Origin of the sequence: Bradyrhizobium sp. AZCC 1610 (assembly GCF_036924515.1) — a bacterium.
GTDB lineage: Bacteria > Pseudomonadota > Alphaproteobacteria > Rhizobiales > Xanthobacteraceae > Bradyrhizobium.
This window is the reverse complement of the sequence record NZ_JAZHRR010000001.1, coordinates 5885585-5905221: the sequence shown is the minus strand read 5'-3', so window position 1 is coordinate 5905221 and position 19637 is coordinate 5885585. Positions and strand designations below refer to the sequence as shown.

The following is a 19637-nucleotide window of genomic DNA, read 5'->3' as shown; positions in this document are numbered from 1 at the left end:
AGAACGGCGAAGTTGAGGAGCAGCTAGACGTTGAGGTGGGGCCACACCTCCAGCGCGCCGCGATAGCACATGTCGACGGCCACATAGAGGATGATCGCGAGGCCGACATAGGCGATCCAGCGGTGCTTCTCCAGGAGGCGCGCGATGAAGTTGGCAGCGAGCCCCATCAGCGCGATGGAAAGCGCCAAGCCGAATATCAGAATCATCGGATGCTCGCGCGCAGCGCCCGCGACGGCGAGCACGTTGTCGAGCGACATCGACACGTCGGCAAGCGTGATCTGCCAGACGGCCTGGCCAAGCGTCTTTTGATGGCCGACCGGGGCGGAGCCTTCGATCGTGCTTGCGGCTGAGAGACTCTGCACTTTCGGTTCATGATGATGCGACGTACGCAGCTCGCGCCACATCTTCCAGCACACCCAAAGCAGGAGAATGCCGCCGGCGAGCAACAGCCCGATGATCTGCAGCAACTGGACCGTCACGGAGGCGAAGCCGATCCGCAGCGCCGTGGCGGCCAATATGCCGATCACAATCGCCTTCTTGCGCTGACCCTCGGGGAGGCCTGCGGCTGCAAGCCCGATGACGATCGCATTGTCGCCGGCGAGCACCAGGTCGATCATGATGACCTGGAAAAGCGCTGTCAGGTGTTCCGAGGAGATTAGTTCCAGCATGCGGGCCACTCCGTTGATGGTCCAATCCGACATCGCAGTTCGCTTGAACTGCCAGAGGGGCCCGGGCTTGGACGCGCGTAGACAAAAGACGCAGTCAGACTGCGGAAAATGCTTTCCCGTTACTCAGGGTGATCCGTGAGGGTGAGGAGCCTGACCATCTGGTCCGGCTCGATCAGAACGGAGAGGACGATGCCGATGAACGTCAGGCTTCCGGCGAGGTCGAACCACATGATGCGGAATCGGTCGCGCCGGCAGAGCAGCGCGAAGCCAGCCGTCACAGCGGCAACCGCAAACAGCAGGGTGACGATCGCGGGCGCCAGCGCATCCGCCGGCACCACATTCCGGATTCCGAGGGCGGCGATCAGCGCCACGATCAGGATGCCGGCAAACAGCTCCTTGCCACGAGCGGAAGGTGCTCGGTCGGTCGTTCGGACAATCTGACTGCGATCCAAAAATGCCATCTGATTCTTATTCGCGAACTGAGATTGTGGTAGGGAACTTCACCGATCCTGGTATTCAGTTTGGCTAGTTTAGTAATCATGAAACGAGTAAAACATCAAGACGTTCCTGCTGTACGGTTGCCGGCCAAGCCGGCGCCGGAGGCAAAGCAATTGCGGAAACTGGCCGGGGATTGGCTGAAGCAGCGCAGGGCGGATGCCGAATTGTCGCAGGCGGATCTCGCTGCACGTCTTGGCCTGAAGTATTATACTTTCATCTCACAGGTCGAGAACGGCTTCAGCAGAGTTCCAACTGAAATCATGGGGGCATGGGCCAACGAACTGGGTATTGAACCGGCAGCCTTCGCTAAGCATTTGTTAATGTACTACGAGCCGGAATTGCACCGGCTGCTGTTCGGAGCGGAAAGCAAATGAGCGTCGTGGCGTTCGAGCGCAAACAGAACACCGTCGAATGGAGCGAAAGGGAACTGAGCACCATCCTGGCGGCGCTGAGCGCGGCGACTGCGCCGGGGACCGGACGCGAATGGGAAACCGGCACGACGGAAAAGGGCGACGTCCAATTTTATCTGCTGGGCCCGCTACCGGATCAGGCTTGCGAATTGTGCGTTTCCCGAATCGGCGGCCGCTACATCCTGGAAGACGGATTCGGCCGCCTGCTGTTCGAGCATCGCAACCTCGATCTTGTGGCGCTGCACGCCAGGGCCGCCGTCCCATCGACATCGTGGCTCATGGTCCGCGTGATCACGTTATGGTGTGCGATTCGCAGTGCGACCGACGACAGGCTTGAGTCGTGGCTCGTTGAGGGCGAAGAGCTGGTCGTCCAGTTTGTACCGCAACTCGTGGCTTTCGCCTGATCTCCCCGCCGATTTCCTGATCACCTCCCAATTTTGAAAGTGTCATGAGCGCAAAATCTGCGACCTCCCGAGCCGGCAAGTCGTCCCGCAAGCCCGCCACCAGCAGCAAGGTGACCGCAGCTAAATCCAAAACCGGCAAACTGCCGGAATGGAACCTCGCCGATCTCTATTCCGGTATCGCCGCGTCCGAGATCGCCCGCGATCTGCAAAAGATGGATGCCGACTGCGTTGCGTTTGAGACGGACTACAAGGGCAGGCTGGCGGAAGGCGTTGCCCGCGACGACGGCGGCCTTTGGCTCGCCGAGGCGGTCAGGCGCTACGAGGCGATCGACGATCTCGCCGGCCGGCTCGGCTCCTATGCCGGCCTCGTTCATGCCGGCGACAGCGTCGATCCCGTGATCTCAAAATTCTATGGCGACGTTTCCGAGCGGCTGACGGCGGCCTCGCTGCATCTGCTGTTCTTCGCGCTCGAACTCAACCGCATCGACGATGCCGTGATCGAGCGCGCGATGCAGGCGCCCGAGCTCGCCCATTACCGGCCGTGGATCGAGGATCTGCGCAAGGACAAGCCGTATCAGCTCGAAGATCGCGTCGAGCAGTTGTTTCACGAAAAATCCCAGAGCGGCTATGCCGCCTGGAATCGGCTGTTCGACCAAACCATCTCCGGCCTGCGCTTCAAGGTCGGGGCCAAGGAACTCGCGATCGAGCCGACGCTCAATCTGCTGCAGGACCGCGCGCCGGAAAAGCGCAAGGCTGCGGGGCAGGCGCTGGCCAAGACCTTCAAGGACAATGAGCGGACCTTTGCGCTCATCACCAACACGCTCGCCAAGGACAAGGAGATTTCCGATCGCTGGCGCGGCTTTCAGGATGTTGCGGATTCGCGCCACCTGAACAACCGCGTCGAGCGCGAGGTCGTCGATGCCCTGGTCGGCTCGGTTCGATCAGCCTATCCGCGGCTCTCGCACCGCTATTACAATCTGAAGGCCGGCTGGTTCAAAAAGAAAAAGCTCGCGCATTGGGACCGCAATGCACCGCTGCCGTTTGCGGCGACCGGCACGATCGCCTGGCCGGAGGCGCAGAAGATGGTGCTGACGGCGTATCGCGGCTTCTCGGTTGAGATGGCCGCGATCGCGGAACGTTTCTTTACCGATCGCTGGATCGATGCGCCGGTGCGGCCGGGCAAGGCGCCGGGCGCGTTCTCGCACCCGACCACGCCCTCGGCGCATCCCTATGTGCTGATGAACTATCAGGGCAAGCCGCGCGACGTGATGACGCTGGCGCATGAACTCGGCCATGGCGTGCATCAGGTGCTGGCGGCCAAAAATGGAGCGCTGATGGCACCGACGCCGCTGACGCTTGCGGAGACCGCGAGCGTGTTCGGCGAAATGCTGACCTTCAAACGGCTATTGTCGCAGACCAAGAACGCCAAGCAGCGGCAGGCGCTGCTCGCCGGCAAGGTCGAGGACATGATCAACACCGTGGTGCGGCAGATCGCGTTCTATTCGTTCGAGCGCGCCATTCATACCGAGCGCAAGAACGGCGAGTTGACTGCCGAACGCATCGGGCAGATCTGGCTCAGCGTGCAAGGTGAAAGCCTCGGGCCGGCCATCGACATCCGCCCGGGCTACGAGAATTTCTGGATGTACATTCCGCATTTCATCCATTCGCCGTTCTACGTTTACGCCTATGCGTTCGGCGATTGCCTGGTGAACTCGCTCTACGCGGTCTATGAGAACGCCTCCGAAGGTTTTGCGGAGCGCTATCTCGCCATGCTCGCAGCCGGCGGAACCAAGCATTATTCCGAACTGCTCAAGCCGTTCGGGCTCGATGCCAAGGATCCCAAATTCTGGGACGGCGGGCTGTCGGTCATATCAGGCATGATCGACGAATTGGAGACGATGAGCTAACGGGGGCGCCCCGCGGCCACGAAACGGATTTGTGATGGGCGCGGCCACAATTTCAGCCGCATAATGACGGTGACGACAGGAGGGGAGTGCCCCATGATCGACACCCCGACGCGGCGCGCTGTACTTGGAGCGGGAGTCTTCGCAGCCGGTTCGCTGCTTGTGGTCGATGGCAGCATGGCTCAGGCCCCGCTTGCTCCGACGCCGGAATGCCACGATGGCGAGGCGGCAACATTGCCGCAAACCGAAGGGCCATTTTTCAAGCCGTCGTCGCCCGAGCGGATCGAACTGCTCGAAGAAGGCATGGCGGGGCAGCCGATCGAACTGGTTGGCTTCGTACTCTCCCGCGCCTGCAAACCTATTGCCGGAGCTTTGCTGGATTTCTGGCAAGCCGACGACAAGGGCCGCTACGACAATTCCGGTTTCCGCCTGCGCGGCCATCAGTTCGCTGATGCGGAAGGGCGCTATCGATTGCGCACCATGGTGCCCGGCGCCTATGTCGGCCGTACGCGCCATATCCATGTGAAGGTACAGCCGCGCGGCGGCCGATTGCTGACCACCCAGCTCTACTTCCCCGGCGAATCCCTGAACCGTTCCGACGGCCTGTTTCGCAAGGAATTGCTGATGCGCACGGCCAAGAACGCGGGATGGCTGGCCGGGCGTTTCGACTTCGTGCTCGGATAGGGCGTTTTCAAGCGAAGCGGGGGTTCGCATTTCCAGGCGACATTCGAGGCCGGCCTGGAAATCCTGCTGAAAGGGATCCGGCGGACGGAGGGACGTAATGTAATACATTTGTCGAACAGGCCGAAGAGGCGTGTTATACATATCGTATAACGGAGTTGTTGCCATGAACAAGGCCCCTCGCGGCATGGAAGAGGCCTCTCGCGATTACAAGCTGGAGAACACCGCCCTTCAAATTCGGAAGATCGGCAATTCGGTTGGTGTGATCCTGCCGAAGGAGCTTCTTGCCCGGCTCAATCTCAAGGAGGGGGACAAGTTCTATCCGGTCGAGCAACCGGATGGCAGTCTGCGGCTTTCGCCGTTCAACCCCAAGCATGCGCGGACCATGGAAATCGCCCGCCAGGTCATGCACGAATATCGTGATACGTTTGCAGCGCTTGCAAAATGGGTGAGCCAATTTGGCTCGATATCGATGAAGTCATCGATATGCATGCCGAGCAACTGGCAATATTCGGTGGACTGGAAGGCATTCGGCATCGTGGCCTTCTCGAGTTGGCGGTTTTGCGATCAGCCAACCGATGGAATGACGGACGGGCGGATATGGCTGCACTTGCCGCAGCCTATGCCTTCGGTCTGGCCCGCAACCATGCGTTTGTGGATGGCAACAAGCGCATCGCGTTCCACGCCATGATGGTTTTCTTGCGCGGCAACGACATACCCTTTGCGCCCGAACCGGCGCACGCCACGTCCATCATCCTCTCCCTCGCCGCAGGCGAGGTCAGCGAGGAAAGCATGACCCGCTGGATCCGCGATAATTGGCCTTCCGAATGACCCGATAGGCAGGGAAGTGCGGCGCGTTGGCCGTTGCCCTGCCAAACGCTTTGCGGTAATTGCACGCGAGAAACGCGGATTTTGATTGGGGATTCCGATGGCTGACCATAACGAAGTGGCCTACACGACTGCTGACGGCAACGACTATGCGGCCCATGAGCAGACCTATGAAGGGTTCATCATGCTGGTCAAATACGGCACCGTCGCCGTCGTAATCATTGTCGCCCTGATGGGCTATTTCCTGACCTGACGCGTCGCTGCCTGCACCGCCCACGCCGGCGGTGGCCAACATTTGCACGCATGCCGGTTGCGAAACCGGTATCCAACTAAGCGAAAAAGACGCTAGTTTGCTTGCGCGCGCCTGCCGCGCCAGGGGGCCCCATGAAGATTGCCGTTGCCAAGGAAATCGATCCGTCCGAACCGCGGGTTGCCGCTTCCCCGGACACCGTGAAGAAATATAGGGCAATCGGCGCCGAAGTCGCGATCGAGCCGGGTGCGGGCATCAAGTCGGGTCTGCCGGATTCCGAATTCACCGCGGTCGGCGCCACCGTCAGCGCGGACGCGCTGAAGGACGCCGACATTATCATCAAGGTGAAACGGCCGGAGGCCTCCGAGCTTTCGCAATACAAGCGCGGCGCACTGGTCATCGCGATCATGGACCCCTACGGCAACGAAGCGGCGTTGAAGACGATCGCAGATGCCGGCGTCTCGGCGTTTGCAATGGAATTGATGCCGCGCATTACGCGCGCACAAGTCATGGACGTGCTGTCTAGCCAAGCGAACCTCGCCGGCTATCGCGCGGTGATCGAGGCGGCCGAATCCTTTGGCCGTGCGTTCCCGATGATGATGACCGCGGCCGGCACCGTTCCGGCAGCGAAAGTGTTCGTGATGGGCGTCGGCGTTGCCGGCCTGCAGGCGATCGCGACTGCGCGCCGGTTAGGGGCCGTGGTCACCGCCACCGACGTGCGGCCGGCCACCAAGGAACAGGTCGAGTCGCTCGGCGCAAAGTTCCTCGCGGTCGAGGACGAGGAATTCAAGAACGCCCAGACCGCCGGCGGCTACGCCAAGGAAATGTCGAAAGAGTATCAGGCCAAGCAGGCTGCTCTGACCGCCGAGCACGTCAAGAAACAGGACATCGTCATCACGACGGCCCTGATCCCGGGCCGGCCGGCGCCAAAGCTCGTCAGCGCCGACATGGTGAAATCGATGAAACCGGGCTCGGTGCTGGTCGACCTCGCCATCGAGCGCGGCGGCAATGTCGAGGGAGCGAAGGCGGGCGAAGTCGTCGATGTCGATGGCATCAAGATCGTCGGCTACACCAACGTCGCCGGCCGCGTCGCGCAGTCGGCCTCCAGCCTTTATGCCCGCAACTTATTCAACTTCATCGAGACGATGGTCGACAAGCCGAACAAGGCGCTCGCGGTCAATTGGGACGACGAGCTGGTGAAAGCCACCGCGTTGACCAGGGACGGCGCCGTCGTCCATCCGAACTTCCAGCCGAAAGCCTGAGGAGAGAAGCCATGGAGCACATCGCTCAAGTCGTCGATCCCTTCGTATTCAGGCTATCGATTTTCGTCCTCGCCGTCTTCGTCGGCTACTTCGTGGTCTGGTCGGTAACGCCGGCTCTGCATACGCCGCTGATGTCGGTGACGAATGCGATCTCCTCGGTGATCGTGGTCGGCGCGCTGCTCGCGGTCGGCGTTCCAATGATCTCAAGCGGCAGCGGCTGGGCGCGGGGCTTCGGCTTCATCGCGCTGATCTTCGCCTGCGTGAACATTTTCGGCGGCTTCCTTGTCACCCAGCGCATGCTGGCGATGTACAAGAAGAAGGTGAAGTGAACGGCGTGCACCTCGTGGTGACAAAGGCAAATGGGGACCTGAGATGAACGCCAATCTGGCAGCAGTTCTGTATCTCGTGGCGGGTGTGCTGTTCATCCTGTCGCTGCGCGGGCTGTCGAGCCCGGCATCGTCCCGCCAGGGCAACCTGTTCGGCATGATCGGCATGGGCATCGCAGTCGCGACCACGCTCGCCAGTCATCCGCCGGCGGATGGTGTCGCCTGGCTGCTGGTCATTCTCGGCATAGCCATCGGCGGCGGCGTCGGCGCGGTGATCGCGCGGCGGGTGCCAATGACCTCGATGCCGGAACTGGTCGCGGCCTTCCACTCGCTGGTCGGCATGGCCGCGGTGCTGGTCGCCGCCGGCGCGTTCTATGCGCCCGAGGCATTCGACATCGGCAAGCCCGGCGCCATTCACGCATCCAGCCTCGTCGAAATGTCGCTCGGCGTCGCCATCGGTGCGCTGACCTTCACCGGCTCGGTGATCGCGTTCCTGAAGCTTTCCGCGCGCATGAGCGGCGCGCCGATCATCCTGCCCGGCCGCCACATCATCAACATCGTGCTGGCGCTGGCGCTGGTGTTCTTCATTTTCGGTCTGGTGCGCTCCGGCAGCGCGCTCGACTTCTGGCTGATCACCATCATCGCGCTGGTGCTCGGCGTGCTCATGATCATCCCGATCGGCGGCGCCGACATGCCGGTCGTGATCTCGATGCTTAACTCCTATTCGGGTTGGGCCGCGGCCGGCATCGGCTTCACGCTCGGCAATTCCGCGCTGATCATCACCGGCGCACTGGTCGGCTCCTCGGGCGCGATCCTGTCCTACATCATGTGCCACGCGATGAACCGTTCCTTCATCTCGGTCATCCTCGGCGGCTTCGGTGGCGAAACCGCCGCGGCCGGCGGTGGTGGCGGTGAGCAGAAGCCCGCCAAGCTCGGTTCGGCCGACGACGCGGCCTTTATCATGAAGAACGCGCAGAAGGTGATCATCGTGCCGGGCTATGGCATGGCGGTGGCGCAGGCCCAGCATGCGCTGCGCGAAATGGGCGACCTCCTGAAGAAGGAAGGCGTCGAGGTGAAGTACGCCATTCACCCGGTCGCCGGCCGCATGCCCGGCCACATGAACGTGCTGCTCGCGGAAGCCAACGTACCCTATGACGAGGTGTTCGAGCTCGAGGACATCAACTCCGAATTCGCGCAGGCCGACATCGCCTTCGTGATCGGCGCCAATGACGTCACTAACCCGGCTGCGGAAGAAGACAAAACCTCGCCGATCTACGGCATGCCGGTGTTGCAGGTCTGGAAGGCCGGCACCGTGATGTTCATCAAACGCTCGCTGGCCTCGGGCTATGCCGGTATCGACAATCCGCTGTTCTATCGCGACAACACCATGATGCTGCTCGGCGACGCCAAGAAGGTCACCGAGAACATCGTCAAGGGGATGTAACGCGCTCGCAGGAAATTCATGACCACCCTGAAATGGCTGCTGATCGTCGTTTCGGCCGGTTATGTCTGCGCACTGCTCGCGTTGTTCTTCGCGCAGCGCGCCGTCCTGTTTCCGGTGCCGACCACCGCGCGCACAACGCCGCTAGCGGCTGGCTTTCCGGAAGCCGAAGAGCATGTCCTGACCACGGCTGACGGCGAGCGCGTCATCCTCTGGCATGTTCCGGCCAGGCCGGGCCGTCCGGTCGTGCTTTATTTCCACGGCAATGGCGATTATCTCGCCGGCTTCTTCGGTCGCTTTCGCGACCTGATCGCCGACGGGACGGGGATCGTCGCGCTGTCCTATCGCGGCTATGCCGGATCGAGCGGGCAACCAAGCGAGCAGGGATTGCTGCAGGATGCTGCGGCGGCCTATGCCTTCACCGTCGCGCGATACCGCGCGGACAGGATCGTCGCATGGGGATTCTCCCTCGGCACCGGCGTCGCAGTTGCGCTGGCGGCTGAACAGCCGATCGGAAAGCTGATCCTGGAATCCGCCTATACCTCCATCGTGGACGTGGCCGCCTCGGCGTTCTGGTTCGCACCGGTCCGCTTTTTGATGCGGGATCAGTTCCATTCCGACAAGCGCATCGCGAGGATCAAGGTCCCGCTGCTCGTCATGCATGGCGCGCTCGATGTCACGATACCCGTTGCGTTTGGCGAACGGCTGTTTGCGCTGGCGAACGAACCGAAACGGTTTGTCCGCCTTGCGAGGGGCGGTCACAACGATCTGGACAATTTCGGCGCGATTGAAATCGCACGAAATTTCATCAACCTTGCAAGGGGGTGATGGCCGCTTTGATGGGTGCCTCGGCCGTCTACGAACTTTCGAGGAGTTGATCGCATGAGCGAACACGGACCAATGCCGAAATCGGCCTGGATATTCCCGGCACTGGCGCTGCTACTGTTCGCCGTGGCCACCGGCCTCGGGCTCAGCTTCACGCCGTCGCCCGGCGGGCTTTTGTTCGCGGCCGTGCTGCTGGCGATCCTGTTCGGCACCGTGTTCGCGGCCGTGCATCATGCCGAGGTGATCGCCGAGCGAATCGGCGAACCCTACGGCACGCTGCTGTTGACGCTTGCGGTCACCATCATCGAGGTCGCGCTGATTGCGACCATCATGCTCGGCGACAAGCCGCAACCGGCGTTGGCGCGCGATACCGTTTTTGCGGTGGTGATGATCGTGTGCAACGGCCTTGTGGGCCTGTGTATCTTCATCGGGGGCCTGCGCTACCGCGAGCAGGATTTCCAGGTCTCCGGCGCCAACCTTTATCTCAGCGTGCTGTTCGTGCTGTCGACCATAACGCTGATCATGCCCAATTATACGCTGACGGCACCGGGACCGATCTATTCGGCGGCGCAGCTTGGCTTTGTGGACCTCGTCACGCTCATGCTCTACGGCGTGTTCCTCTATACCCAGACGATCCGGCACAGTGACTATTTCATCAAGGGAGGCGACGGTGCTGCCATCGCAACCTCATCCCTGTCGAACCGGATGCTGGCGCTCAGCATCGCGCTGCTGCTTATCTCCCTGCTTGCCGTGGTGCTTCTGGCGAAGAAATTTTCCCTGGTGGTCGATGTCGTGACCGCGATGATCGGCGCCCCACCTGCGTTCGCCGGCGTACTGGTCGCGGTCCTCATCCTGCTGCCGGAGGGAGTCACCGCTATTGCAGCCGCGCGCAACAACGATCTGCAGAAGAGCATCAATCTCGCGCTCGGATCATCGCTGGCGACCATTGGGCTGACTATTCCCGCCGTCGGCCTGGCCACCTACGCGCTCGACAAGGAACTCGTGCTCGGGCTCAACGGTCAGGGCATGGTGTTGCTACTGCTCACGTTCTTCCTGAGCATTCTCACCTTCGGCACCGGCCGCACCAACATCCTGTTCGGGCTGGTGCACATGGTGGTGTTTGCCGTGTTCGTGTTTATGGTGTTCGTGCCGTAATCGGAGAAGAATGAAATGCTTGCCGCCAAATCCGACGTTCAGGTCGACACATCAGAAGTCCGCGTCACCGAATGGCGGCTGGCGCCGGGCAGCGCTACCGGCGATCACACCCACGAGATGGACTACGTAATCGTGCCGGTGACCTCGGGCGAGATGACCATCGTCGCGCCGAACGGCGAACGCACCAAGGCGCAGCTCGGGGCCGGCAAATCCTATTTCCGGAAAGCCGGCGTCCAGCACGACGTGCTCAACGAGACGGCAGCCGAGATCGTGTTCCTGGAGGTCGAACTGAAGCCCTGACCTCCGCCCGGAGCCGTGGCCTGGGTGCCGGGCGGCAGCGGCGGGCGCATTAACTTCCTGGAAACGAAACCTGGATTTCCGGCTCGACCCAAGCGGTGTCGCCTCGACCTGCACGGGAACTGCTGAATTGCCATCGATCCGTCGCAGTTGATCCCTCAATGTGCCTCAAAGTTCCGGCAATTGAAGGACCGCGGGGAGTGGCCGGAATGCTGAATTACCTGAAGAAATTCGCCGTAGACATCTTTCCCTCGGTGGCTGCGACCGTCATCGGGGCGTACATCGTCAACCACTACATTGTGACCAAGCCCAGCGCCGACGCTCCTGCCGCTGCGGCGTCGACTGCTAATCCCAAGGGGGATGGCAAGGGGGATGGTAAGGCGGAAGCAAAATCCGATGCCAAGCCGGCCGAGACCACGGCCAGTGTCAGCAATCTTCCGGCTGCCGGCGTCAAGGCGAGGGGAATCTCCGAGAAGGCCATCATGGAGAAGACCGCTGCCGAACGGTCGGCGGTGGTCGAAAAGGCTCAGGAAAAAACTGAAGCGAAAACTGAAGCGAAGGTTGACGCCAAACCCGAAACCAAGTCCGCCGATACCAAGTCTGCCGATACCAAGTCTGCCGATACCAAGTCCGATGTGAAATCGGCCGAAAGTCCGGCCGACACCGCGGGCAGTCCCGCCGACCAGCGCCGCCATGCCGCGGCGCCGCGCGAAAAGGAAAAGATCAGGGTCATACTGCCGTCGCCCGTGCAGCCCTTGACGTCCTCGGCGGCCCCGGTTGCGGCGGCAGCACCCGCCGCCCCGGCCGAGGCTGCGGTTGCGCCGGATGAACGCCGCGATGCCAACGATCTGGCGCGCGCCGCGATCGAGCGCCTGCGCGTCAACGGCGAAACCTCTCCGCGCGCGGCCGAGACGGTCCGTGCTCCCGAGGCGCCCAGGGTTGCGAATGCGCCCGTGGTCGCCAATGCGCCTGCCGCGGTGAATGCGCCCGCGCTTCGTCCGCTGCCGCCCCCGATCATGGTCTCGGGTTCGCCGGCCGGCGAACCCTTTGGTCAGCCTTCGTCCGGTCATGCTCGGTCGCAGGCGCGGCCGCCTTATGCCGAGGCCAGCGACCCGAACCGTCCAACCCCGCCTGCCGAAATTCCGGTCTCGCGTCCGCTCGATCTGCGTGCCGAAGTTGCGGAGCCTTCCGTGCGCGAGCGTGCCACGGCGGCTGCCGAGGACGCGCTGTCGACCGCCAAGTCGCTCTTCCACGCGGTGCTGCCGAAATAATTCTGGAGAAGCTAGCCGCCGGTGCGCGCGAGGCCGCTTCGCGCGGCTTCGTCCTTGGGGCGGAGCGCGAGCGCACGGCCGTAGGAGGTGAACGCTTTGGCCTTGTCGCCTAGACGTTCATAGGTGACGCCGCGAGCCGACCAGGCTGGCGCGCTGTTGGGATCGGCCTGCACCGCCTCGTCGAGATCGGAAGCGGCTTCCTTTGCCTTGTCGATGGCGAGGTAGCTGGTTGCGCGCGCCAGCAGCGGCTCGACCCGTTGCGGCGTCAGGCCATTGGCTGCGGTGAAATCCGCGATCGCCTGCTCATGCTGCTTGTCGGCCTGATAGATCAAGCCGCGGCCGTACAGCGCCTGCACGTTGTAGGGATCGAGTGCGAGCGCGCGGTCGAATTCCGCCAGCGCTTCTTCGGTTTTGCCGGATTTGGCGAGAGTTTGGCCGCGCGTTGTGTAGCCTTGGGCGGCGCTGACGCTTTGTCCGCTGATCGTGCCCGTCGGTTTCTGCTCGACGGCCTGCAGCTTCTCCTTGTCTGATCCCCATGATCCCAGGTCGAATGAACAGCCGCCGAACGGGAGGGCCAGAACGGTGGCGAGTAGCGCGACAGGTATGGCCGTCAAGCGCGAAGCGCGGGGGAGGGCATTGCAATCCGTAACGGCCATGCAGCGGAATACTCTCGCGAGTCGAATACGGCATAGGTAACCTGATGAGCCGCAAAATGCATCGGTGAAAATAGCCGCAACAGCCGGCAAAGGAGATACGAGTGATCGAGCGCGCCGCGCGCGCCAGCTGATTATCCGACACAGCCGGATCTGTGCGATGGCAAAAAACAAAAACGCGGGCCCCGGGGCCCGCGTTTTCAATTCAAATCTTTTAGAACGAGCTCAGCGCGGTCCGCGCGGACCTGCGCCCGGGCCACCACGACCGCCAGCGCCGCCACGGTCGCCACCGGGACCTGCGCCGAACACCGGCTTGGGCTTCATCGGCAGCAGGCCTTCGCGCTGCAGCTTCTTGCGGGCCAGCTTGCGCGCGCGGCGCACGGCTTCGGCCTTTTCACGGGCCTTCTTCTCGGAGGGCTTTTCGTAGTGCCCGCGGAGCTTCATCTCGCGGAAAATACCCTCGCGCTGCATCTTCTTCTTCAGCGCCTTGAGGGCTTGATCGACATTGTTATCGCGGACGAGAACCTGCACGCGGCATCCTCTTTCAATTGATCGGATAGGAATTCTGGTAAAGTGAAGGGCCGGCGAAAGGCCTGGCCCTTAACCCTGAGCGCGGGCATGTAGCAGACAAAACCGCTGATGTCCACCTGAGAAGGCGGTTTCCGGCCCGGGAAGGCCACGAAAATCGGCGGGATTCAGGCGGTACGACCGCGGTTTCCTCAAATAACGAGCCCTTCACGGGCCCCTCCCTAGCATCCAGCCACTCAAAACATGCGGGAGGCGAATATGAATACCAAAAAATATGCCGCTGAAGCGATCGGCACGTTTTGGCTCACTTTTGCGGGATGCGGCAGCGCGGTCATCGCCGCCGGCTTTCCTCAGGTCGGTATCGGCCTGGTCGGCGTATCCCTGGCGTTCGGCCTGAGCGTCGTGACCATGGCCTATGCGATCGGCCACATTTCCGGCTGCCATCTCAATCCCGCCGTCACGATCGGCCTCGCGGCCGGCGGACGGTTTCCGGCGCAGCAAATCGTTCCTTACGTGATCGCGCAGGTGATCGGCGCTGTCGTTGCCGCGGCGTTGCTCTATGTGATCGCAAGCGGCGCGCCCGGCTTCGATCTGGCCAAGGGCTTTGCCTCCAACGGCTATGATGCGCATTCGCCCGGGCAGTACAACATGATGGTCTGCTTCATCACCGAAGTGGTGATGACCATGATGTTCCTGTTCATCATCATGGGCGCCACGCACGGCAAGGCGCCTGCGGGCTTTGCGCCGCTCGCCATCGGATTGGCGCTGGTGATGATCCATCTCGTCAGCATTCCCGTCACCAACACGTCGGTAAATCCCGCGCGCAGCACCGGGCCCGCGCTGTTCGTCGGCGGCTGGGCGCTGGCGCAGCTCTGGCTGTTCTGGGTTGCGCCGCTGATCGGCGGTGCGCTCGGCGGCGCGATCTATCGCTGGCTCAGCGAGGAGCCGGCCGGCGTCGTGGAAGGCTTGAAGACGGCGTGATCTGCAAAACGCGCCGGCAAGCGTTATTTCTTGCTTGCCGGAGCCACTTCGGTGACATGGCCCATCTTGCGGCCCGGCCGCGGTGCGCCCTTGCCGTAGAGATGAACCGTGGCGCCGGGCACCGTCAGCCATTGCTCGTAGTCGAGGATATCGTCGCCGATCAGGTTGGTCATGGTGACCTCGCCGTGACGAACCGGCTTGCCAAGCGGCCAGCCGGCGATCGCACGGATGTGCTGCTCGAACTGGGAGACCGAGGCGCCGTCCAGCGTCCAATGCCCGGAATTATGCACCCGCGGCGCAATCTCGTTGACCAGCACGTGCGGTCCGCCGTTTCCGGCAACGACGAACAACTCGACCGCGAGCACGCCGACATAGTTCAGGGCGTTGGCGATCTTCTCGGCGACGGCACGCGCGTCTGCGGCCAGCGCATCCGATATCGCGGCCGGTGCCCGCGAGATCTTCAGGATGTGATCGCGGTGCTCATTCTCGGTGACGTCGTAGCATTCCACCTCGCCGTCCGCCGAGCGCGCGGCGATCACGGAGACCTCGCGCTCAAACGGAATGAAGGCTTCGAGGATCGCGGATTTGGTGCCGAGGTCTTCCCAGACCTGGTTCGGATCGTCGCCGTCGCGGATGATGGCCTGGCCCTTGCCGTCATAGCCGAAGCGGCGGGTCTTGATCACGGCGGGAAGGCCGATGCGCGCGATCGCCGCGTGCAGGGTTTCAACCGACGACACGTCGGCATAGTCGGCGGTGCCGATGCCGAGCCGCTTGATGAAATCCTTCTCGACCAGCCGGTCCTGCGTGGTCTCGAGAATCTTCTGCGCCGGCAGCACGGGACGCCGCGCGGCCAGCACCATGGCGGTGGCGGCCGGAACGTTCTCGAATTCATAGGTGATGACGTCGACATCGTTGGCGAACAGCTCGAGCGCCTCGACATCGGCATATTCGGCACAGGTCGCGTTCAGCACCACGTCGAAGGCGGGCGAGTCCGGATCCGGCGAGAACACCTGGCATCTGAGGCCAAGGCGCGCCGCGGCCATCGCCAGCATCCGGCCCAATTGTCCTCCGCCGAGAATTCCGATGGTGTCGCCCGGCTTCAACTTCACCTCGCCTGAAGCCGTCACGCCGATCCCTCCGGGCGCTCTTTAACCGCGTCGGTCTGCTGCTTGCGCCAGACGGCAAGCCGCGTCGCCAGCGCCGGATCGTTCAGCGCGAGCACGCTTGCCGCCAGCAGCGCGGCGTTGATCGCACCGGCCTTTCCGATCGCCAGCGTTCCGACGGGAACACCGGCCGGCATCTGGACGATCGAGTAAAGCGAATCGACCCCCGACAGCGCCTTGGATTCGACGGGAACGCCGAACACCGGCAGTTCCGTCAGCGCCGCCGCCATGCCCGGGAGATGGGCTGCCCCACCGGCGCCGGCGATGATGACCTTGAAGCCTTGTGCCTTGGCGCCCTTGGCGAAGGCAAACAGCCGGTCCGGGGTCCGGTGGGCCGAGACGATGCGCTTTTCGCAATCGATCCCGAGCACAGCCAGCGTTTCGGCGGCGTGGCGCATGGTCTCCCAGTCGGACTGGCTGCCCATGATGATGGCGATGGGTGCGGTCATCTCGTCAATTCTGTTCGGGAATCCAGAAACATAGGCCGATTATAGGGTCGGCCCGCGGCTCATCCAAGGCGTGGCAAGGGATCAGGAATGGACTATCCTGTCTTGGTGAATCCCGGCAAGCCTTCATAAGCAAGCCTGCACAGGGAAGGCCATGAAGAAGAAAACCAGGGCGACCGCCTCCAGGGCCGGAAAACGCCCCAAAAGCGCGGTTTCCGGGCGAAAAGTCGCCCCGCGGCGGTCATCCGCACCGGGATCCCGGCCGTCGGCGGCGTCCAACGGCACCAAGGCAACGATTCGCCGGCTGAAGGCACAACTGGCCCAGACGCAGGCGCAGATCGAGGAACTTCAGGCCTCCGCCGATACCGACTTCCTGCTGGGCATTCCGAACCGGCGTGGCTTCGAGCGCGAACTCAATCGTGCGATTGCCTACATCAAACGCTATCGCGCCGGCGGCGCCCTGGTCGTGCTCGACGTCGATCGCTTGAAACCGATCAACGACGCCTTTGGACATGCCGCAGGCGACCAGGTGCTCAAGGCCATCGTCACGACGCTGCTCGCGCAGGTGCGCGCTTCCGACGTGGTCGGCCGACTCGGCGGCGACGAGTTTGCGCTGCTGTTGTGGAATCTCAGCGAGACCGATGCCAGGGCAAAGGCGGCCGCGCTGGAGGAAGCGATCGATCGCCTGAGTTTCGTGTTCGATGGCCGCACCATTACCGCGGGCGCCTCCGCGGGCGTCTTCGTTCTCGATACCCACTCCGAAGCCGGCCGCGCGCTGGAAGCTGCCGACAGCGCCATGTATGTGCGCAAGGCGCTGCGGCGGCACGAGGCATCGTGAAGTGCTGGAGATCTGTGGGCAAGGCGCGCTTGCGCCGTGCCCACCATCGGCAAGTAGGGAAGAAGATGGAGGGCACGCTTGCGCTTTGCCCTACAAATCCCGACGATCCTTAAAGCCCGCTGAGATCATCCGGCACATTGCCGAACTTGTGCAGCAGTTTCGCGTCGCCGAATTCACCCATCATGGGATCGCCGCTGCGGCTGAAGGCTATGGCGCCGATGCTGCCGGCCATCCGCGACATCGTCTCGGCGCGCCGCAACGCGATCGTTGGGCTCTGGCATTCTTCCGCGGCGCCCGCCACCGGCGAGCCACTATCGTCCTGCAGGAATGGCATCGCGACGTAATAAGTGACATCGGCCATTGGTTCGCTCCGGGTTTGATTGATCAGGCAGCGTCGCTCTCCGCATGGGAGGTTCGCGCCGGCACACAGCCGGCGGCGATTGCCGCCTGCAATTCCTCCAGTTCGGTTTCCAGATACTCGTTCGCCATGATCAGCGCCTTGATGGTCGAGCGCAGATTGCCGTCGCACATCGCGATGGCCTGATCGCAGGCCTGCTCGTAGCGGCTGTTGTCGGACAGGGACGATGTGACGGACATGGCTGAACTCCCGTGGCTGGCGGCAGGAAAGCATGTTCTCTTTTCGTTCTCGTAGAGTCAAGCTGCATCCGCCAGCCGGAAAGCTGTTTTTTCCGGCCAGGCGCCCGGCAAAGATCTTCGCGACGCCGGGCTGTGTGGATGTCGGGGAAAAGGATCTGCCGGAAGGCGTGCGGTTTTTGTGAACCGAGCGAGGCGCGCTCGACGATCAGGCGATGATGTCAGGCGTGATCTGGTCTTCGATGAAGGCGATGCGGTCGCGCAATTGCAATTTGCGTTTCTTCAGCCGCTGCAGCCGCAGCAGGTCCGGCGCCGGCGACTGATGCAGCGCGTCGATCGCCGCATCGAGGTCGCGATGCTCCTGCTGCAGGCGGGCGAGCTCGTTCTCAAGCTCGCGCTCATCATCGTCGGTCATGGTGTACGTTAGCTGAAAGCGCGATGAGGTTGTGAACGGATTGTCCTAGGCTGACAGTGAATATCGTCCCTGCGAGGCCGGTCCGCAAGCTGACCGGGTTCCCATACTCACGATTGATTACAGATAAATCCGAAAATATGAGAAACGCGATTCTGGATACCCATCGACAGATTCGTCGTCTGGTGTACACTCCCGCGTCCGGATCGAATCTGAGGTTCACCCACCGAGGAGATTTCGTATGGCACTACAGGCGCATCTTGTTGAACTTGAACGTAAACACAAGATTCTCGAGAATGAATTGCACGAAGCGCTCGTGCACCTTTCCACAGACGACCTGCAAATTGTCGAGTTGAAGCGCCGCAAGTTGATGGTCAAGGATCAGATCGAGCGGTTGAAGCATACCGCCGAAGAAACCCTCCACTAACCAGTCCAGCAGAGTATCGAAATCCCCACGCGACCGGATGGGCGCCGATGCGCTCATCCGTCCGCAGGAAACGCTGCGGCCATCGCACGCTGCGGCCATCGTCAGAGCTCTGCCAGCGTGCCGACATGATCGGCGATCGCGAGCGACGACGTCAGTCCCGGCGATTCGATACCGAACAGATTGATCAGCCCAGCGACGCCGTGATCAGCTGGACCCTGGATCAGAAAATCTTGGGTAGCGACGGCCGGCGGCACGATTTTCGGCCGGATTCCGGAATAGCTCGGCATCAGCGCGCCGTCCGGCAGCGTCGGCCAGTAGCGCCGGATCGCGGGATAGAAACGCTCGGCGCGGACAGGATCCACCGCATAGTCGATGCTCTCGACCCATTCGACGTCGGGGCCGAAACGAGCCTGTCCCGCCATGTCCAGCGTCAGGTGCACGCCCAACCCGCCGGGCTCCGGCACGGGATAGATCAGGTGTGAAAACGGAGCCCGCGCGCTGCAGCTGAAATAATTGCCTTTGGCCAGATAGGCGCAGGGGATCATCCCGACCGGCATGCCTTCGATGCTGCGCGCCACTGCGGGTGCGCTTAAGCCCGCCGCGTTAACGAGCAGAGTGCATGCAAGCGTCATCGGCGCGTCGCCGCCGGCTTCGATTTCGATCCGGCCGCCATCGGCCCGGGCGCGCAACAGCGGCGTGTGGAATGCGTAAGCTGCGCCGGCTTCCTCCGCATCGCCCCGCAGCGCCAGCATGTAGGCGTGGCTGTCGATGATGCCGGTGGACGGCGAGAGCAGGGCCGCATCGCAGTTGAGCGCCGGCTCCAGCGCCCGCGCCGCCTCGCCCGTCAGCAACTGCAGATCGTCGACGCCATTGGCTTCGGCATGCGCCCGGATCGACTGCAGTTTTTCGGTTTCGCTTGGTGTCGTCGCCACGATCAGCTTGCCGCAATTGCGATGGGGAATGCCGTGCTCGCGGCAATACTGGTACAGCGCTCGCTTGCCGCTCACGCACATCTGCGCCATCAGGCTGCCGGCGCGGTAATAGATGCCGGCGTGGATCACCTCGCTGTTGCGGGAGGAGGTGATGGTGCCGATGCCCTCAGCGGCCTCGATCACGATCACTTCGCGGCCCGCCTGGGCCAGCTGCCGTGCGATCGCGAGCCCGATCACCCCCGCTCCGACGACGACGCAATCGACCTTGTCCATGTCAGCTTCGGGCCCGGCATTCTGGCGTGGAAATCGGCGCCCGCCACGCTCGGCAATCATCGTTTCGTCCGCCGGAGCAGTCAAACAACCCGTTGGTTTGCCTCGAAATACGCCGCGAGCGCAGTCCCATTAGTGAAGCATTAATCATGTCAGGCCAATTGCCGTAATTT

General features: G+C 62.6%; 26 protein-coding genes and 1 pseudogene. 17 read left to right on the top strand and 10 right to left on the bottom strand.

Translation table 11 applies throughout. The annotated features are described in order from the left end of the window. Window positions 1-23: 23 nt before the first annotated feature. Complete coding sequence (locus V1279_RS29075; protein ID WP_334443030.1) at window positions 24-668, bottom strand: TerC family protein; 645 nt, start codon at window positions 666-668, stop codon at window positions 24-26. 119 nt (window positions 669-787) lie between these two features. Beyond that, window positions 788-1129 carry a hypothetical protein gene (locus V1279_RS29070; RefSeq protein ID WP_334443028.1) on the bottom strand — a complete coding sequence of 114 codons (342 nt, stop codon included), beginning with the start codon at window positions 1127-1129 and terminating at the stop codon, window positions 788-790. Between the two features lie 78 nt (window positions 1130-1207). On the opposite strand from V1279_RS29070, the gene V1279_RS29065 reads away from it, so the two are divergent. From V1279_RS29065 to V1279_RS29000, 14 genes and pseudogenes are all read left to right on the top strand, one after another. Further along, the gene (locus V1279_RS29065; RefSeq protein WP_334443026.1) at window positions 1208-1540 is read left to right on the top strand and encodes a helix-turn-helix domain-containing protein; all 333 of its coding nucleotides are present in this window, start codon (window positions 1208-1210) and stop codon (window positions 1538-1540) included. Continuing rightward, window positions 1537-1980 carry a hypothetical protein gene (locus V1279_RS29060; RefSeq protein WP_334443024.1) on the top strand — a complete coding sequence of 148 codons (444 nt, stop codon included), beginning with the start codon at window positions 1537-1539 and terminating at the stop codon, window positions 1978-1980. Before V1279_RS29065 ends, V1279_RS29060 begins: the two co-directional genes overlap by 4 nt. Before the next feature lie 44 nt (window positions 1981-2024). Further along, window positions 2025-3887: a M3 family oligoendopeptidase gene (locus V1279_RS29055; RefSeq protein ID WP_334443022.1), complete on the top strand. Its 1863-nt coding sequence runs from the start codon at window positions 2025-2027 to the stop codon at window positions 3885-3887. Between the two features lie 93 nt (window positions 3888-3980). Further along, entirely contained in the window at window positions 3981-4568 is a 588-nt protein-coding gene (locus V1279_RS29050) for a dioxygenase family protein (protein WP_334443020.1), read from the top strand. Between the two features lie 184 nt (window positions 4569-4752). Beyond that, a pseudogene (locus V1279_RS29045) lies at window positions 4753-5010 on the top strand (AbrB/MazE/SpoVT family DNA-binding domain-containing protein); the annotation flags it as partial. Then, window positions 5010-5396, top strand: coding sequence for a type II toxin-antitoxin system death-on-curing family toxin (locus tag V1279_RS29040; protein WP_334443018.1), 387 nt, complete (start codon window positions 5010-5012; stop codon window positions 5394-5396). The pseudogene V1279_RS29045 and the gene V1279_RS29040, both read left to right, overlap by 1 nt. Window positions 5397-5493: 97 nt before the next feature. Further along, window positions 5494-5646 carry an aa3-type cytochrome c oxidase subunit IV gene (locus tag V1279_RS29035; protein WP_065743146.1) on the top strand — a complete coding sequence of 51 codons (153 nt, stop codon included), beginning with the start codon at window positions 5494-5496 and terminating at the stop codon, window positions 5644-5646. A gap of 131 nt (window positions 5647-5777) precedes the next feature. Next, window positions 5778-6905 (top strand): Re/Si-specific NAD(P)(+) transhydrogenase subunit alpha, encoded by a 1128-nt coding sequence (locus V1279_RS29030; protein ID WP_334443015.1) that lies wholly within the window; start codon window positions 5778-5780, stop codon window positions 6903-6905. A gap of 11 nt (window positions 6906-6916) precedes the next feature. Next, window positions 6917-7234 carry a proton-translocating transhydrogenase family protein gene (locus V1279_RS29025; protein ID WP_334443013.1) on the top strand — a complete coding sequence of 106 codons (318 nt, stop codon included), beginning with the start codon at window positions 6917-6919 and terminating at the stop codon, window positions 7232-7234. Window positions 7235-7277: 43 nt separating this feature from the next. After that, window positions 7278-8675, top strand: coding sequence for an NAD(P)(+) transhydrogenase (Re/Si-specific) subunit beta (locus V1279_RS29020; protein WP_334443011.1), 1398 nt, complete (start codon window positions 7278-7280; stop codon window positions 8673-8675). An 18-nt stretch (window positions 8676-8693) separates the two neighbouring features. Then, window positions 8694-9500, top strand: coding sequence for an alpha/beta hydrolase (locus V1279_RS29015; RefSeq protein WP_334443009.1), 807 nt, complete (start codon window positions 8694-8696; stop codon window positions 9498-9500). 54 nt (window positions 9501-9554) lie between these two features. Beyond that, a complete protein-coding gene (locus V1279_RS29010; protein WP_334443006.1) occupies window positions 9555-10652 on the top strand; it encodes a calcium:proton antiporter in 1098 nt (365 codons plus the stop codon). Between the two features lie 15 nt (window positions 10653-10667). Beyond that, the gene (locus V1279_RS29005; protein WP_334443003.1) at window positions 10668-10952 is read left to right on the top strand and encodes a cupin domain-containing protein; all 285 of its coding nucleotides are present in this window, start codon (window positions 10668-10670) and stop codon (window positions 10950-10952) included. A 206-nt stretch (window positions 10953-11158) separates the two neighbouring features. Beyond that, entirely contained in the window at window positions 11159-12220 is a 1062-nt protein-coding gene (locus V1279_RS29000) for a hypothetical protein (RefSeq protein WP_334443000.1), read from the top strand. Between the two features lie 11 nt (window positions 12221-12231). Here the strand turns inward: V1279_RS29000 and V1279_RS28995 are convergent, their stop codons facing one another. Continuing rightward, on the bottom strand, window positions 12232-12834 hold the full coding sequence (locus V1279_RS28995; RefSeq protein WP_334442998.1) for a tetratricopeptide repeat protein: 603 nt from the start codon (window positions 12832-12834) through the stop codon (window positions 12232-12234). Window positions 12835-13098: 264 nt separating this feature from the next. Further along, complete coding sequence (rpsU, locus tag V1279_RS28990) at window positions 13099-13404, bottom strand: 30S ribosomal protein S21 (RefSeq protein WP_057838472.1); 306 nt, start codon at window positions 13402-13404, stop codon at window positions 13099-13101. Between the two features lie 255 nt (window positions 13405-13659). Here rpsU and aqpZ point away from each other — a divergent pair, with 255 nt between their 5' ends. Next, window positions 13660-14382: an aquaporin Z gene (gene aqpZ, locus V1279_RS28985; protein WP_334442994.1), complete on the top strand. Its 723-nt coding sequence runs from the start codon at window positions 13660-13662 to the stop codon at window positions 14380-14382. Window positions 14383-14405: 23 nt separating this feature from the next. Here aqpZ and V1279_RS28980 read toward each other — a convergent pair whose 3' ends face one another. Further along, on the bottom strand, window positions 14406-15509 hold the full coding sequence (locus V1279_RS28980; RefSeq protein WP_334442991.1) for a 5-(carboxyamino)imidazole ribonucleotide synthase: 1104 nt from the start codon (window positions 15507-15509) through the stop codon (window positions 14406-14408). Beyond that, window positions 15506-15994: a 5-(carboxyamino)imidazole ribonucleotide mutase gene (gene purE, locus V1279_RS28975; protein ID WP_334442988.1), complete on the bottom strand. Its 489-nt coding sequence runs from the start codon at window positions 15992-15994 to the stop codon at window positions 15506-15508. The genes V1279_RS28980 and purE overlap by 4 nt, the downstream gene beginning before the upstream one ends. A gap of 151 nt (window positions 15995-16145) precedes the next feature. On the opposite strand from purE, the gene V1279_RS28970 reads away from it, so the two are divergent. Then, a complete protein-coding gene (locus V1279_RS28970; protein ID WP_334442985.1) occupies window positions 16146-16829 on the top strand; it encodes a GGDEF domain-containing protein in 684 nt (227 codons plus the stop codon). Between the two features lie 109 nt (window positions 16830-16938). Here the strand turns inward: V1279_RS28970 and V1279_RS28965 are convergent, their stop codons facing one another. The 3 genes from V1279_RS28965 to V1279_RS28955 form a co-directional block, all read right to left on the bottom strand. Beyond that, window positions 16939-17190 carry a hypothetical protein gene (locus V1279_RS28965; RefSeq protein ID WP_334442982.1) on the bottom strand — a complete coding sequence of 84 codons (252 nt, stop codon included), beginning with the start codon at window positions 17188-17190 and terminating at the stop codon, window positions 16939-16941. A gap of 23 nt (window positions 17191-17213) precedes the next feature. Next, window positions 17214-17426 (bottom strand): hypothetical protein, encoded by a 213-nt coding sequence (locus V1279_RS28960; RefSeq protein ID WP_214490630.1) that lies wholly within the window; start codon window positions 17424-17426, stop codon window positions 17214-17216. A 205-nt stretch (window positions 17427-17631) separates the two neighbouring features. Beyond that, window positions 17632-17838 carry a YdcH family protein gene (locus tag V1279_RS28955; RefSeq protein WP_057851906.1) on the bottom strand — a complete coding sequence of 69 codons (207 nt, stop codon included), beginning with the start codon at window positions 17836-17838 and terminating at the stop codon, window positions 17632-17634. 238 nt (window positions 17839-18076) lie between these two features. On the opposite strand from V1279_RS28955, the gene V1279_RS28950 reads away from it, so the two are divergent. Then, complete coding sequence (locus V1279_RS28950; RefSeq protein WP_082646108.1) at window positions 18077-18262, top strand: YdcH family protein; 186 nt, start codon at window positions 18077-18079, stop codon at window positions 18260-18262. Between the two features lie 101 nt (window positions 18263-18363). Here the strand turns inward: V1279_RS28950 and V1279_RS28945 are convergent, their stop codons facing one another. Next, complete coding sequence (locus V1279_RS28945; protein WP_334442975.1) at window positions 18364-19467, bottom strand: NAD(P)/FAD-dependent oxidoreductase; 1104 nt, start codon at window positions 19465-19467, stop codon at window positions 18364-18366. Between the last annotated feature and the right edge of the window lie 170 nt (window positions 19468-19637).